General features: G+C 63.4%; 12 protein-coding genes. 5 read left to right on the forward strand and 7 right to left on the reverse strand.

Annotated elements, in window-relative coordinates; translation table 11 throughout:
* Positions 1 to 79: 79 nt before the first annotated feature.
* Together katG and B0G81_RS35135 are read left to right on the forward strand one after the other, a co-directional pair.
* Positions 80 to 2,341 carry a catalase/peroxidase HPI gene (gene katG / locus B0G81_RS35130; RefSeq protein ID WP_134141986.1) on the forward strand — a complete coding sequence of 754 codons (2,262 nt, stop codon included), beginning with the start codon at positions 80 to 82 and terminating at the stop codon, positions 2,339 to 2,341.
* Between the two features lie 249 nt (positions 2,342 to 2,590).
* Positions 2,591 to 3,283 (forward strand): NnrU family protein, encoded by a 693-nt coding sequence (locus B0G81_RS35135; protein WP_134141991.1) that lies wholly within the window; start codon positions 2,591 to 2,593, stop codon positions 3,281 to 3,283.
* Positions 3,284 to 3,319: 36 nt separating this feature from the next.
* On the opposite strand, the gene B0G81_RS35140 is transcribed toward B0G81_RS35135, so the two are convergent.
* Positions 3,320 to 3,631 (reverse strand): hypothetical protein, encoded by a 312-nt coding sequence (locus B0G81_RS35140; RefSeq protein ID WP_134141995.1) that lies wholly within the window; start codon positions 3,629 to 3,631, stop codon positions 3,320 to 3,322.
* 209 nt (positions 3,632 to 3,840) lie between these two features.
* Between B0G81_RS35140 and B0G81_RS35145 the strand changes: the two genes are divergently transcribed.
* Together B0G81_RS35145 and B0G81_RS35150 are read left to right on the forward strand one after the other, a co-directional pair.
* Positions 3,841 to 4,080: a hypothetical protein gene (locus B0G81_RS35145; RefSeq protein ID WP_116117015.1), complete on the forward strand. Its 240-nt coding sequence runs from the start codon at positions 3,841 to 3,843 to the stop codon at positions 4,078 to 4,080.
* A 167-nt stretch (positions 4,081 to 4,247) separates the two neighbouring features.
* Complete coding sequence (locus B0G81_RS35150; protein WP_243856694.1) at positions 4,248 to 4,715, forward strand: NUDIX domain-containing protein; 468 nt, start codon at positions 4,248 to 4,250, stop codon at positions 4,713 to 4,715.
* A 72-nt stretch (positions 4,716 to 4,787) separates the two neighbouring features.
* Here B0G81_RS35150 and B0G81_RS35155 read toward each other — a convergent pair whose 3' ends face one another.
* The 4 genes from B0G81_RS35155 to B0G81_RS35170 all read right to left on the reverse strand — a co-directional run bounded on the left by B0G81_RS35155 (position 4,788) and on the right by B0G81_RS35170 (position 8,350).
* Complete coding sequence (locus tag B0G81_RS35155; protein WP_134143299.1) at positions 4,788 to 5,243, reverse strand: hypothetical protein; 456 nt, start codon at positions 5,241 to 5,243, stop codon at positions 4,788 to 4,790.
* A 335-nt stretch (positions 5,244 to 5,578) separates the two neighbouring features.
* Positions 5,579 to 7,063, reverse strand: coding sequence for a CHASE2 domain-containing protein (locus tag B0G81_RS35160; RefSeq protein ID WP_243856695.1), 1,485 nt, complete (start codon positions 7,061 to 7,063; stop codon positions 5,579 to 5,581).
* A 37-nt stretch (positions 7,064 to 7,100) separates the two neighbouring features.
* The gene (locus tag B0G81_RS35165) at positions 7,101 to 7,664 is read right to left on the reverse strand and encodes an OmpA family protein (protein WP_134141999.1); all 564 of its coding nucleotides are present in this window, start codon (positions 7,662 to 7,664) and stop codon (positions 7,101 to 7,103) included.
* Positions 7,665 to 7,711: 47 nt separating this feature from the next.
* The gene (locus B0G81_RS35170; RefSeq protein WP_243856697.1) at positions 7,712 to 8,350 is read right to left on the reverse strand and encodes a FecR domain-containing protein; all 639 of its coding nucleotides are present in this window, start codon (positions 8,348 to 8,350) and stop codon (positions 7,712 to 7,714) included.
* Between the two features lie 149 nt (positions 8,351 to 8,499).
* Between B0G81_RS35170 and B0G81_RS35175 the strand changes: the two genes are divergently transcribed.
* Positions 8,500 to 9,957, forward strand: a complete 1,458-nt coding sequence (locus B0G81_RS35175) for a cytosine permease (RefSeq protein ID WP_106281321.1) — start codon at positions 8,500 to 8,502, stop codon at positions 9,955 to 9,957.
* Positions 9,958 to 10,074: 117 nt separating this feature from the next.
* On the opposite strand, the gene B0G81_RS35180 is transcribed toward B0G81_RS35175, so the two are convergent.
* A complete protein-coding gene (locus tag B0G81_RS35180; protein WP_116117021.1) occupies positions 10,075 to 11,445 on the reverse strand; it encodes an MFS transporter in 1,371 nt (456 codons plus the stop codon).
* Between the two features lie 52 nt (positions 11,446 to 11,497).
* A complete protein-coding gene (locus tag B0G81_RS35185) occupies positions 11,498 to 12,748 on the reverse strand; it encodes an amidohydrolase family protein (protein WP_134142001.1) in 1,251 nt (416 codons plus the stop codon).
* Positions 12,749 to 12,813: the final 65 nt, after the last annotated feature.

Consider the following 12,813-nt stretch of genomic DNA (forward strand, 5'->3'; position numbering starts at 1 on the left):
CGAGATCGTGCAATGCGCCATAGGAGACAGACGCCGCGACAGAACAAACGGTGGGTACGTCCTCACAAGGAGATAGCGCATGTCAAGCGAAGCAAAGTGCCCGTTCAACCATGCCGCCGGCGGCGGCACGACGAACCGTGACTGGTGGCCCAAACAACTGCGGCTGGACCTGCTGAGCCAGCACTCCAGCAAGTCGGACCCGCTGGACGAAAGCTTCAATTACGCCGAGGCTTTCAAAAGCCTCGATCTGGCCGCGGTAAAGAAGGACCTCGCCGCGCTAATGACCGATTCGCAGGACTGGTGGCCGGCCGACTTCGGCCACTACGGTCCGCTCTTCATCCGCATGGCCTGGCACAGTGCCGGCACGTACCGCATCGGCGACGGCCGCGGTGGCGCCGGGCGCGGCCAGCAGCGTTTCGCGCCGCTCAACAGCTGGCCGGACAACGTCAGCCTCGACAAAGCGCGCCGCCTGCTCTGGCCGATCAAGCAAAAGTACGGTCAGAAGATTTCCTGGGCCGATCTGCTGATCCTGACCGGCAATGTCGCGCTTGAAACCATGGGTTTCAAGACCTTCGGCTTCGGCGGCGGTCGCCCGGACACGTGGGAGCCGGATCAGGACGTCTACTGGGGCAACGAAAAGACCTGGCTGGGCGGCGACGTCCGCTATGGCAAGGGCGCCGCGGGCAATGAAGACGACGGTGGCGTGATCGTCGCCGACGTCGAAAAACACGGCGAAGAAGTCAGCCGCGACGACAACGGACGCAACCTGGAAAATCCGCTGGGCGCCGTGCAAATGGGCCTGATTTACGTCAACCCGGAAGGCCCGGACGGCAATCCGGATCCGCTTGCCGCCGCGCACGACATCCGCGAAACCTTTGGCCGCATGGCCATGAACGACGAGGAAACCGTCGCGCTGATCGCCGGCGGCCACACCTTCGGCAAGACGCACGGCGCCGGTCCGGCCGACAACGTCGGTCCCGAACCGGAGAGCGCGGATCTCGAGAACCAGGGGCTTGGCTGGAAGAACAGTTACGGTTCCGGCAAGGGCGCCGACACGATCACCAGCGGGCTGGAAGTCACCTGGACCACCACGCCGACGAAGTGGAGCAACAACTTCTTCGAGAACCTGTTCAAGTACGAGTGGGAGCTGACCAAGAGCCCGGCCGGCGCCAACCAGTGGGTTGCCAAGGGTGCCGACGAGACGATCCCGCATGCTCACGATCCCTCGAAGAAGCAGCGGCCGACGATGCTCACCACCGACCTCGCGCTGCGCCTCGACCCGGCCTACGAGAAGATTTCGCGGCGCTTCCTGGAAAATCCCGACCAGCTCGCCGATGCCTTCGCCCGCGCATGGTTCAAACTGACGCACCGCGACATGGGACCGCGCGCCCGCTATCTCGGACCGGAAGTGCCCGCGGAAGAACTGATCTGGCAGGACCCGATTCCGGCAGTCGACCATCCGCTCGTCGACGAACAGGACATCGCCTCGCTCAAGCAGAAGATTCTCGCGTCGGGGCTGCCGGTGTCGCAACTGGTGTCGACGGCGTGGGCGTCGGCGTCCACATTCCGCGGCTCGGACAAGCGCGGCGGCGCGAATGGTGCGCGTATTCGCCTCGCCCCGCAGAAAGACTGGGCCGTCAACCAGCCCGAGCAGTTGGCCAAGGTACTGAAGACCCTCGAAGGTATCCAGAGCGAGTTCAACGGCGCGCAGTCCGGCGGCAAGAAGGTGTCGCTCGCCGATCTGATCGTGCTAGCCGGCAATGCCGGCATCGAGCAGGCGGCAAAGAACGCCGGCCATCCGGTGACGGTGCCGTTTGCGCCGGGGCGCATGGACGCCTCGCAAGACCAGACCGACGTGGAATCCGTCGGCGCGCTCGAACCCCTCGCCGATGGTTTCCGCAATTATGTGAAGGAGAATATCAAGGTCCCGGCCGAGGCATTGCTGATCGACAAAGCGCAATTGTTGACGCTGACCGCGCCGGAAATGACGGTGCTGATCGGCGGCTTGCGCGCGCTGAACGTCGGGACCGGCCAGAATCCGCAAGGCACCTTCACCGACAAGCCGGAAACGCTGACCAACGACTTCTTCCGCAACCTGCTCGACATGGGCACGGAATGGAAACCGGTCTCGCCGGCGCGCACCGTCTTCGAGGGACGCGACGCCAAAACCGGCGCTGTGAAGTGGACCGGTAGCCGCGTCGATCTGGTGTTCGGTTCGCATGCCCAGTTGCGGGCGCTGTCCGAGGTCTATGCCAGCGAGGACGGCAAGGAGAAATTCGTCCGCGACTTTGTCGCCGCATGGGTCAAGGTGATGAACCTCGACCGCTTCGACCTCGCCTGAACGGGCGGCGCGCTTCCGTCAGGGTTGCTACCCTGACGGAACGCGGCCCCATCGGGTGAAAATAAACTGCCAGGTTACGGTGCGAGTTCCGATGTATGTATCGGAGCCGCACCGTTTGTTTTTGCGCGGCGCAATGCTGGAGTGTGCGAGAGTGACGGACGGGCGAAGCCCTGTTTCAAGGTCGGGAGCCCAAGCACCGCGCCGTCGACCATGACGGCGCCGCGGTCAACCACTTGAGGAGCCGTGTCAATGGGAAGCATCAGCGCAGTTGCGGCAGCGGCAATCGCCTTTCTGGGCAGTCACTTTCTCCTGTCTCATCCATTGCGCAGGCCATTGGTCGGCGCGATCGGCGAAACGCCGTTCCTGGGTGTCTATTCGCTGGTCGCGTTCGTGACGCTCGGCTGGCTGATCGTGGCTTACATCAAGGCGCCTCTCTCCGCGCCGCTATGGCCGGTAGGAGACGGGCTCTGGGCGATTGCGACCGTGGTCATGCTGATCGCGTCGATCCTGCTGATGGGTTCCCTGATACGCAATCCCGCGCTGCCCACCGGCGGCCGGCCCAGTCCGTTTCCCGACGCCGCGCGCGGCGTGTTCGCGGTAACGCGCCACCCGATGATGTGGTCGATCGCGCTGTGGGGGCTGTGCCATATCGCCGTGTTTCCGGTGGCCAAGAACGTCATCCTTGCAGCGGCCATGGTGGTTCTCGCGCTGGTCGGCGCTGCGCTGCAGGACCGGAAGAAGGAGCGGCTCCAACCCGAACTCTGGCGCGCATGGGAATCGCAGACCAGCTACCTGCCGTTCGCGGCGGTCGCCGCCGGCCGCGCGCGGCTGGGCGGGTTCGGCATGCATGCGCTGCTAGGCGGCCTGGTCGTCTGGCTTGCGGCGACCTGGGCTCATATCCCGCTCACCGGCTGGGCCGCGGGCATCTGGCGCTGGCTGTAGACGCAGTTTCGGCAGTGGCGCGGCTAACGCCGCGCTTCATGCCATTGCATGTCGACTCGGTGCGAACGGCTCTCTGCTCGTCGACCTGAAGTCGGCTGCCTGAAGTGCAACGGTATTGGAACCGCAGACCGAACGCTTCTCGCCGGCCCGGGCCAGGATGCGCGTCAGATGCGAATAGAAATGCTGCAGTTGTTTCGCGTCCGAAGCGTGGGGTTCGAGGTCGAACACATCTTCGAGCGCGCGGCGCGACACATGGAAACGTTGAAGTCCGTGGACGATGCGAATCTGAAAGACAACGCCGTCACTATTGTGCGGCACCGCTGCCCAAATGAGCGAATCGCTACTCATGGAGCCCCCGTAGATCATGTCGGATCAATAATTCGTCAATTCATGTTCGCATATCTCGGCGAGCGGCGAATCTTTTCAAAATTATGACGCTTCACGATTCGACGTTTTTACCACGGTCGGCATATTGCAGTGCAGCAAATACCTGTAGACTGAGGGTGGGGCAACTGCAATCGTGCACCCATGGTCGCACTATGACGGGAGAATGCGCCATGACGACTTCTCAGTCTTCACACACTCCAACCGTCCCCGTGTTGCATGTCTTCGAGCAAGCCGGAGGCTGGCATTGGGGCATCACGGTTCCGCGCGCGAAGGGAAGCGGATTCAAACTGATCGCCTTCAGCGAAACAACCTTCGCGGTCGAGGACGCCGCTCGCACGGACGGAAGCCAGGCGTTGGAAAGCCTCGCGGATAGCAGCGCGCGCGACCGGATCACTACCGACATCGCGTGAGTTCATTGGCCTTCGATCGAAGGCGCCACAATATTGTCACACTTAAAAACGACGATCGATGATCGCACCGTCCCTGGCCGGACGGGCGGCATGGCGCGCAGATTGTGTCGCCGTCCCGACGATAGTGCCCGCTGTGTGGCCCGCATCGCCCGAACCAGGCATGCGACATGCTCGACGCAACGCGGCACAAAAACATGAGAGACACTGTGAAGCAACGAGCGACTGTTGTCTGCCAGCTTGGCAGGCGAATCCTCCTGGTCAGCCGGGAAGGCACGCGTTGGTCGCTGCCCGGCGGCAAGCCCGAGACAGGGGAAGATCTTCGTGAAACCGCAATGCGCGAATTGATGGAGGAAACTCGCCTTCATGCGAGGGACATGCGGTATCTGTTCGGCTTCACGGGCATTCACACGTGTCACCACGTATTTGTCGCGACCCTTGCCGATGGCGACCAGCCCGTGCCCAGCAACGAAATTACGCGTTGTACCTGGGCGAAGGTCGCGGACGTGGGCACGCTGTCGGTCAGTACTTCGACAAAGGGGATCGTCGAAGTGCTGACCATGACGTCCAACAGTGCATCGAGACTGCCCGGCGACTATAGCCACGCAGCCGATCTCGCAGTCCACTTCTCTCGCTGATCGAACCGTCTGCGCGCAGCATATAGCGACCCGCAGGGCCGGCGCTTGCAACGAGCCGGCGCTCGCCGAAGCCTACGACTTCGCAGGGCGCCCAGTCTTGACCTGCTCCACTGCGGACACGGCCGCGAGAAGACGCTTCAGCGCCGCGGATTCGAGCAGAACCAGTCCGGCACGCAGAATTTCGCCCTTCTTCACGGACACGCCGGCTTCCAGGCACTTCTGTTTCAGTGCAGCAATCTTGTCGTAATCCGATTTCGGCATGGTGAAGCTGTCGCGCACGACTTTCTCTTTTTTCGCGCGCTTTTCTTTGACCGCCACGGCTGCTTTGACAGGCGCCGCTGCGTCGGCGGCAACCTTCTTTTCCTTCGACACTTTCTTCGCGCTCGCGCTCTTCTTTTTCACCGCGACGGTCGCGGTGGGTTCGGCAACCTTGCCCTCGGTTTCGGGCGTGGTTTCGGGGGCGGTGTCGGCACCCTTCGGGAAGTGAAAAGTCTTCTTCGTTGCTTTCTTCAGGCTCGGTGCGCTCATAAAAATATCCCTATAAAAATTAACGGTATAAACAGTATATACGGTTATTGACGGCAAAAGTTCCATGCACGGAACATGGATCGATTACGCGCTCACTTAGCGCAGCAATACGAACTTCGATTCGTTGCACCGCAGCGTAGCGACCCGGATTCGCCACGCGTGCGCAACGTGAATTTCGCCTGCCTTGGGTTAGTGCGTGTCGTCACCCAGCCGCCACGATTCGATGGAATAATGACGTTTCGTGCTCGCCTGGATGACTCGTAGAATTGCAGCCGGATGTGCTGCAACCCGACCTCATTCAGGGGGGCGCGCTTCGACTGCAATCAGAGTCTCTCTCAAGCTTCCGGCGCTTTGCCGGTGCGATCGCCGCCTTCCTCACGCCCCTGCGCGGGCGCGGTCTCCGTTCTGACTGGTTCGTCGGCATGAAGCAATGCGGGCGTAAGAAAGCTGCCCATGACGGCGGACAGAATAATGAAAATCGAGGCCGCGTCGACCAGCAGCCCGAAGCGGATAAAAATCAGAAAGCAGCACAACACGTTCAGCAGGTGCAGCAGCAAGCCCAGCACGGTGGATCCCTTCGGGACGGTCCGCATGAACACCGCGAAGCGCGACTGACGCCGCGGCACATACCAGATGATCAGCAGCCCGAACGTCATGATGAAGGCGCTTTCCGCCCATTTCAGCCAGGTGGGCCGGCGCAGGAACCGTCCCTCGACAATCGTCTCGATCACTTGCGCCTGAATCTCGATACCCGGCACCAGTTCGCGCAGCGCGGTCGTGCGCATGTCGGTCAAGCCGGCGCCTGTCAGGCCGACGAGCACCAGCTTGTTGCGGATCCGGTCGGGGTCGACCTTCCCCTGCAGGACGTCGCGTGCCGACACGTAGCGGCCGAGCGTCGAGCGAATGGACGCGAAATGCAGCCAGATGTCGCCGCCGGGCTGCGTGGGCACCTGCACGTCCGCGACGCCCACCGCTTGCACGCCCGACGAATCGGCAAAGACGTCGATCGCGGATGATCCGGTGGCAAGACGCAGCATTTCCATCGGCAGGCTGGGGACGAGCTTGTCCCGCAAACCCATGACGAGCGGAATATGCCGCACCACGCCCTGCTCGAGCGCGACGCTCAACATCGCCTGTCCGTGAGCCGCCGCCTGCAATTCCGGCAGGCTGGCGAGTACATAGTCGTAGCGTTGCACCGAGTCGAGCGGGTCGGCGCCATGCACGAGGATCGGCGCACTGCGCATGTCGGTGCGGGCCGCAAACCCGGCATGATCGAGCGGCGCGGCACCCAGTATGGTCGGCGCTGCGCGCAACGAGCGCGCGAGAATGGCTTCGTGGCTCGGCAGCGCCCGCAAGCCGGCGGCCAGCGCCGCTGCCGATTTGGGCAGATCGGCGGCCACCTTGTCGGGCGAGGTCTGATCCGGCTCGGGCATGTAAATGTCGAGGCCGATTGCTAGCGGTTTCAGTGCGTCGATCGCATCGACTAGCGTCGCGAGTCGGTCTCTCGGCCACGGCCATTGACCGACGCTCGCCAGTGTTTCCTCGTCGATCTCCACGATGGTCACGGGCTGCGCAGCCGGAACCCGCGGATAGTGACGCTGATACTGGTCGAACAGAATTTGCCGGGCGGTTTTGAAAGAGTCGGGCAGCGTCTCGTCGATCGTGTCGACGAAAGCCGGGCGCGGTATGTCGCTCGGCCATTCGCTGGTGAGATTGAGCAGGCTCAGGCCAAACAACAATGCCAGTGCCACCGGGCGCCCCTGGGCCGACCTCAGCAGATGCCTGGTCCGCGCGACCCATGGGGCGAAATAGCGTTTCATCGACGGCACGACCATTGAACACGCGGTCTGGCGCGGGTCATTGGATGGTGATGACCGCGCGCCGGTTCATGCGATGGGGCATCCCATCCGCCGTGGGGACCAGCGGCTCGCGCTTGCCACGGGCCGCGGTCTCGATCCGTTGGGCGGGAATGCCTTGCTTGATCAGGAAGGCGGCAACCGTCTGCGCCCGCTGCATGGACAGTCTGTCATTGAATTCCTGCGAGCCTGCCAGGTCGGTGTGACCAACCACCACGAGTTGAGGCGCGGGCCAGGTCGCGAGGACGGTTTTCAGTTTCTGCACGGTGGCGGCCGACTCAGGGGCCAATTCGGTGGCGGAGTCGAACAGAAAATAGATCGTGAATGTCATGGGCCGCGGCGGCCGGGCCGCGAGCAGTTCGCCGTAGCGTGCCTGCACGGTGGACTGGCTATCCACCGTTGTCTCGATGCTGCCGCCCTTCGTGACGTCGACGCCCGCGTAAGCCTTGTCGATGGTCTGCTCTCCGGTGGCGCTATGGACCACCACCGCGCCGACCTTGCCGTCGGGATCCGGCAATAGAATAATTTTGTCCGGAGTACTACACGCAGCCAGCGAAGCGAGCATGACGCATGCCGCTGCCCACGCCAGCCCGTAACGTCGAATTGCGGCCTTCAACGCGCGCCCTCCCCTTTACCGCCGACTTCGATGATGAACTCGGTGCCGCGCACGCCGAGCGTGGTAGTCGGCGTGCTGAACCGGACGGCATCCGGATTCGCTTTCGCCAGCTTGCCGGAAATCACGGCGAGGGAACCGCGTTTAACGGAAGCGTCGAGCACGCCGCCATGGGTCGTGGTATTGAAGGCGAATTGATTGAGGTCGAGAATGGTATCGGCGCCGGCCGAGAGCTGGGTGGTGTCGCGCAACGTGATGCCGACGGAGGATTGCGGACCGGTCACGATCCGATCCTTGCCATACACCTCGCTGCCGATCGCCGCGCCCGAACTTGCGCCGGACCGCTCGATCTGCACCGTGCCCTTGACCGTCTTGACGACGCCGGCGGCATCGTCGGCCAGGGCATCCGGGATAGACAGGCATCCGCAGATAAGGAACAACGCGTAGTGAGCGGCCTGGAGACGCATCGATGGCACCTGATGGCGTAAACGTGCATTGCGCGCGACAGCGCGACTCCCTGATGTCGGCGCAGACTTCTCTGCGCCATCGATCAGACTAGCGCCGGGTCCGGGCCCGCTCTGTGCGCTTCCGCGCATATCGTCGCGGGACAGGCGCTGGCAGCCAGTTTGCGTCCGCATGCCCCTCGCTTTAGGGTTAACCCATTCAGCCCTGCGCAGCAAACTGCATACAGTTCTGGCATACGAGCCTGCTTCAGACGCGGGGGTAGTGCCGCCCGGGGACTTCCGGCGGCGTTTCCTCAGTTCCACGAACTCAAAGGAGATGACAAATGGAAATCCGCGACCCTTCGCCCGGCCTCTACAACGAAGATCTCGCCCCTTCGAGGGTGCGCAACTGGGGAGCCTTCAGCATTTTCAACGTCTGGACCTCGGACGTGCACAGCCTCTGGGGCTACTACCTCGCCGCCAGCCTGTTCCTGCTGTGCGGCACGTTCACGAACTTCGTGCTGGCGATCGGGATCGGCTCGCTGGTGATCTATGCGTTGATGAACCTGATCGGCTACGCCGGCGAGAAGACCGGCGTGCCTTACCCGGTACTGGCGCGTGCTTCATTCGGCGTGTGGGGCGCCAATCTCGCGGCGCTGGTGCGCGCCGTGGTGGCCTGCTTCTGGTACGGCGCGCAGACGGCCGCGGCGGCGGGCGCGCTGGTCGCGCTGCTCATCCGCAACGACAGCCTGATGGCGTTCTACAAGGGCACGCACTTCCTCGGCCACTCGGCGCTGGAGGTGATCTGCTACGTGGTCATCTGGGCGCTGCAGCTGCTCATCATCCAGAAGGGCATGGAGACAGTGCGCAAGTTCCAGGACTGGGCGGGCCCGGCGGTGTGGGTCGCGATGCTGATTCTGGCGATCGGGCTGTGCGTGAAGGCCGGCGGCTTCTCGTTCTCGCACGGCATTCCGATGGACGTGCTGCTCGATAAAACCAGAGACGCCGGTGTCAGCGGCGATCCCGGCTCGTTCTGGGCGCTGATGGCGGTGGGCGCGACCTGGATCACCTACTTCGCGGCGCTGTACCTGAACTTCTGCGACTTCTCGCGCTACGCGAAGAATCGCGACGCCGTGAAGAAAGGCAATCTGTGGGGCCTGCCGGTCAATCTGATCGCGTTCTCGCTGGTCGCCGGCATCACCACCATCGCCGCCTTCAAGGTGTATGGCGAGGTGCTGCTGCACCCCGAGCAGATCTCCGCCAAATTCGATAGCTGGGTACTGGCGTTCATCGCCGCGCTGACCTTCGCGGTCGCCACGCTGGGCATCAACGTGGTCGCCAATTTCGTCTCGGCCGCGTTCGACATCTCCAACGTGTTCCCCAGGCAGATCAGTTTCAAGAAAGGCGGCTACATTGCCGCGGCCATCGCGCTGGTGCTCTACCCGTTCGCGCCGTGGGAAGGCAACGCCGCGCACTTCGTCAACGCGATCGGCGCGACGATGGGCCCTTTGCTGGGAATCATTCTGGTCGACTACTATCTGGTGGCCAAGGGCAACATCAACGTGGCGGCGCTGTATCAGGAGCACGGCGAGTACCGTTATGAAGGCGGCTGGAACGTCAACGCGCTGATCGCGGCGGCGATCGGCAGCGTGTTTTCGACCTTTCTGCCGAACTTCACTACGCTGCTGCCGGTCTGGTGGAATACCTACGGCTGGTTCTTCGGCGTGCTGATCGGCGGCGGCACGTATCTGATCATGGCAACGCTGCGGCCGCGCACGGCGGTCGCGCCGACCCGCGCTTGAGGGTGCATCACGGGGCTGGACGCGGTGCCGCGCGTTCAGCCCTTCGTGATTCAAGCATTTGCGCGCGCTCCATCGCACAGGTGGACTGGTCGTCGCGATAACCGCGCCTGCTTTTCCTCACGGATTGATCTGCCCTGCTGCAATGTCTTCCAGCGATCTTCCGCGCGTCGGCACGCCCATGAGCAGCACCGCCAGCGCGCCGATCAGCAGCACCAGCGTCGTCGCCCCGAACACACCGGCGAAACCCAGACGCGGATAGACGTATCCGACGAGGATAGGCGCGGCGATCGCACCCAGCCGGCCAATCGACGAAGCGAGCCCGGTGCCCGTCGCGCGCACGTCGGTGGGAAACACTTCCGGGGTATAGGCATAAACGCCGGCATAGGTGCCGTTCATGAAGAACGAAAGCAGGATGCCCGACACCATAATGCCTGTATCCGTACCCGTCAACGCAAGCCCGAGCGCCGAGATGCCGCCCAAGATCATGTACGACGCAATCGTTGCCTGCCGGCCGATCTTCTCGTTGAGCCACGCGCCCGAAAAGTATCCAGGGATCTGCGCGATGTAAATCACGAGCGAATACGAGAAGCTCCGCGTGATCGTCATTCCGTTCTGAACGAGCAAACCGGGAATCCACGTGAAAAACGCGTAGTAGCTGAACGTGATGGATAGCCACATCAGCCAGGTCATGGCCGTGATGCGCGCGAGCTTCGCTGCCCATAACGCCTTGACGTTGGCGATGATCGAGGCTCGTCCGGCCGCGAGCGGAACGGCTTCCTCGCGCACGGCAGGCAGTGGCTCCAACCGCACGCCGGCCTTCGTCACCTCCGCTTCCATGCGCGACACGATCGCATCGGCTTCCGCATGCCGGTCGCGTGCCTCGAGCCAGCGCGGCGACTCGGGCAACGCGCGGCGCCACCAGAGCAACATCACGATGGGCAGCGCCGTGATGACCATGACCGCGCGCCATGCGTTGGGTGCGAGCGGGATCACCAGATAGCCGAGCAGTGCAGCCGCCACGAAGCCAAACGAGAAAAATCCCGCGAGGCTGCCGGTGAAGCTGCCGCGATACCGCCGCGCCACGAACTCCGAGAGGAACGGCGCGACAATCGCGCTTTCCGCTCCCGTCCCCAGCCCGGCGACAATGCGCGTCGCCAGAAAAAAGCCCCAGTCGTTCGCGAGCGCGCTGGCAAGCGAGGCGACACAGTAGATCACGAGCGCATACATCATGACCTTGCGTCGGCCGATGATGTCGCCGAGCATGCCCGCGAGCATCGCGCCGAAGAAATAGCCCATGAACGTACCGCTTCCCAGCACGCCGGTCTGCACGCTAGTCAAGCCCCACTGCGTGCGCAGCACCGGCAGCAGGAACGCGAGCACGGCGGCATCCATCGCGTCGAAGGTGTAGCCGAGGCCGCCCATCAGCAATAAACGGCGGTGAAAACCTGAAAACGGCAATCGCTCGATACGGGCGGCAATCATCGACATGGGGCAAGCTCCGATCAGGACACGGGGGCGGCGCGCACGCGCGCGGGTACGGTCAGGCGCTTTCGAGTTCGTTGACGAAGATCCGGCCGTCCTTCATGACGAGCGGAATATGCTCGCCCTGACCTAACAGGCAATCGACGGACTTCAAAGGATTGCCGTCGACCACCAGCAGATCGGCATGCGCGCCCGGCATGATTCTGCCGAGCTTGTCCTGCATGCCGAGCACTTCCGCGCCGACGAGCGTCGCGCTCGCGATCACCTCGGCCGGCGACATGACGTCGGCCAGAATCCGGAACTCATCGCTTTGCAGCCGCTGCGCCTCGCCGAGCAGGTCCGTGCCGAAGCCCAGCTTCACGCCGGCTCGCTTCATGATTTCGATCGAGTGCAGACCCGCGCCATGCACGTCCGCGACCTTCGCAATGCTGGCCGGCGGCAGTCCGTATTTCTCGCCTTCGCTGGCGAGCGCGTCGTAAGTGACGAGAGTGGGCACGACATACGCGCCGTGCTCCGCGACGAGGCGTGCGGTCTCCTCGTCGATCAGATTGCCGTGTTCGATCGTGCGCACACCGCACCGCACGGCGCGCGCGATCGCCGCGGACGTATAGGCGTGCGCCAGCACATACGTGCCGCGTCCCTCTGCTTCGGCGACGATGGCGCGGATCTCGTCTTCCGAGTAACCGAATGCGCCGACGGGATCTGTAGGTGAAGCCACCCCGCCCGACGCCATGATCTTGATCTGGTCCGCGCCCATCTGCAGTTCCTCGCGCACGGCGCGGCGCACTTCATCGACGCCGTCCGCCACGCGGCCGAGCGCGCCCACCCGCACGCAGCATCCGCAGGGGGCATCGGGCGGCATGTAGTCGGAGCGGGCCCGCGGATCGGCGTGACCGCCCGTCTGGCTCAACGCGCGGCCGGAGACGAAAAGGCGCGGACCTTCGATGAGCCCCGACTCGACCGCCTGCTTGAATGGATAGCCCGCCCCGCCCGCGTCGCGTACGGTGGTGAAACCGCGCCGCAGCATCGCGCGCATGATCGGCACGGCGCGCAGCGTGACGAGCACATTGGGCAGCGTCGCCACGCGCGGCAAGTTGAATTCGATTGCAACGACATGCACATGCAGATCGATCAGACCCGGCATGATCGTTTTGCCTTTGACGTCGATCACATGCGCGCTGCTGCTTTTGATCGGCTTGTCGGACACTTCGCGCACGAAGCCATCCTCGATGAGAATTTCAAAGCCTTCCAACAGATCAGGACGGGTGGGATCGAGAAGCGCGCCGTTACGTAGGACGAAGGTGGTCAACTGATGTCTCCTTCAGGTTTCGATCGCGGCGCGCGGCATACGGCCTCGCTTCGAGTAGAGAGGCT

Origin of the sequence: Paraburkholderia sp. BL6665CI2N2, assembly GCF_004366535.1 — a bacterium.
GTDB lineage: Bacteria > Pseudomonadota > Gammaproteobacteria > Burkholderiales > Burkholderiaceae > Paraburkholderia.

Bases quoted from the DNA above. Each gene is read 5' to 3' on its own strand.
- katG (WP_134141986.1), top strand. From the start codon at position 80: ATGTCAAGCGAAGCAAAGTGCCCGTTCAACCATGCCGCCGGCGGCGGC.
- B0G81_RS35135 (WP_134141991.1), top strand. From the start codon at position 2,591: ATGGGAAGCATCAGCGCAGTTGCGGCAGCGGCAATCGCCTTTCTGGGC.
- B0G81_RS35140 (WP_134141995.1), bottom strand. From the start codon at position 3,631: ATGAGTAGCGATTCGCTCATTTGGGCAGCGGTGCCGCACAATAGTGAC.
- B0G81_RS35145 (WP_116117015.1), top strand. From the start codon at position 3,841: ATGACGACTTCTCAGTCTTCACACACTCCAACCGTCCCCGTGTTGCAT.
- B0G81_RS35150 (WP_243856694.1), top strand. From the start codon at position 4,248: ATGCTCGACGCAACGCGGCACAAAAACATGAGAGACACTGTGAAGCAA.
- B0G81_RS35155 (WP_134143299.1), bottom strand. From the start codon at position 5,243: ATGAGCGCACCGAGCCTGAAGAAAGCAACGAAGAAGACTTTTCACTTC.
- B0G81_RS35160 (WP_243856695.1), bottom strand. From the start codon at position 7,063: ATGAAACGCTATTTCGCCCCATGGGTCGCGCGGACCAGGCATCTGCTG.
- B0G81_RS35165 (WP_134141999.1), bottom strand. From the start codon at position 7,664: ATGCTCGCTTCGCTGGCTGCGTGTAGTACTCCGGACAAAATTATTCTA.
- B0G81_RS35170 (WP_243856697.1), bottom strand. From the start codon at position 8,350: ATGCGGACGCAAACTGGCTGCCAGCGCCTGTCCCGCGACGATATGCGC.
- B0G81_RS35175 (WP_106281321.1), top strand. From the start codon at position 8,500: ATGGAAATCCGCGACCCTTCGCCCGGCCTCTACAACGAAGATCTCGCC.
- B0G81_RS35180 (WP_116117021.1), bottom strand. From the start codon at position 11,445: ATGTCGATGATTGCCGCCCGTATCGAGCGATTGCCGTTTTCAGGTTTT.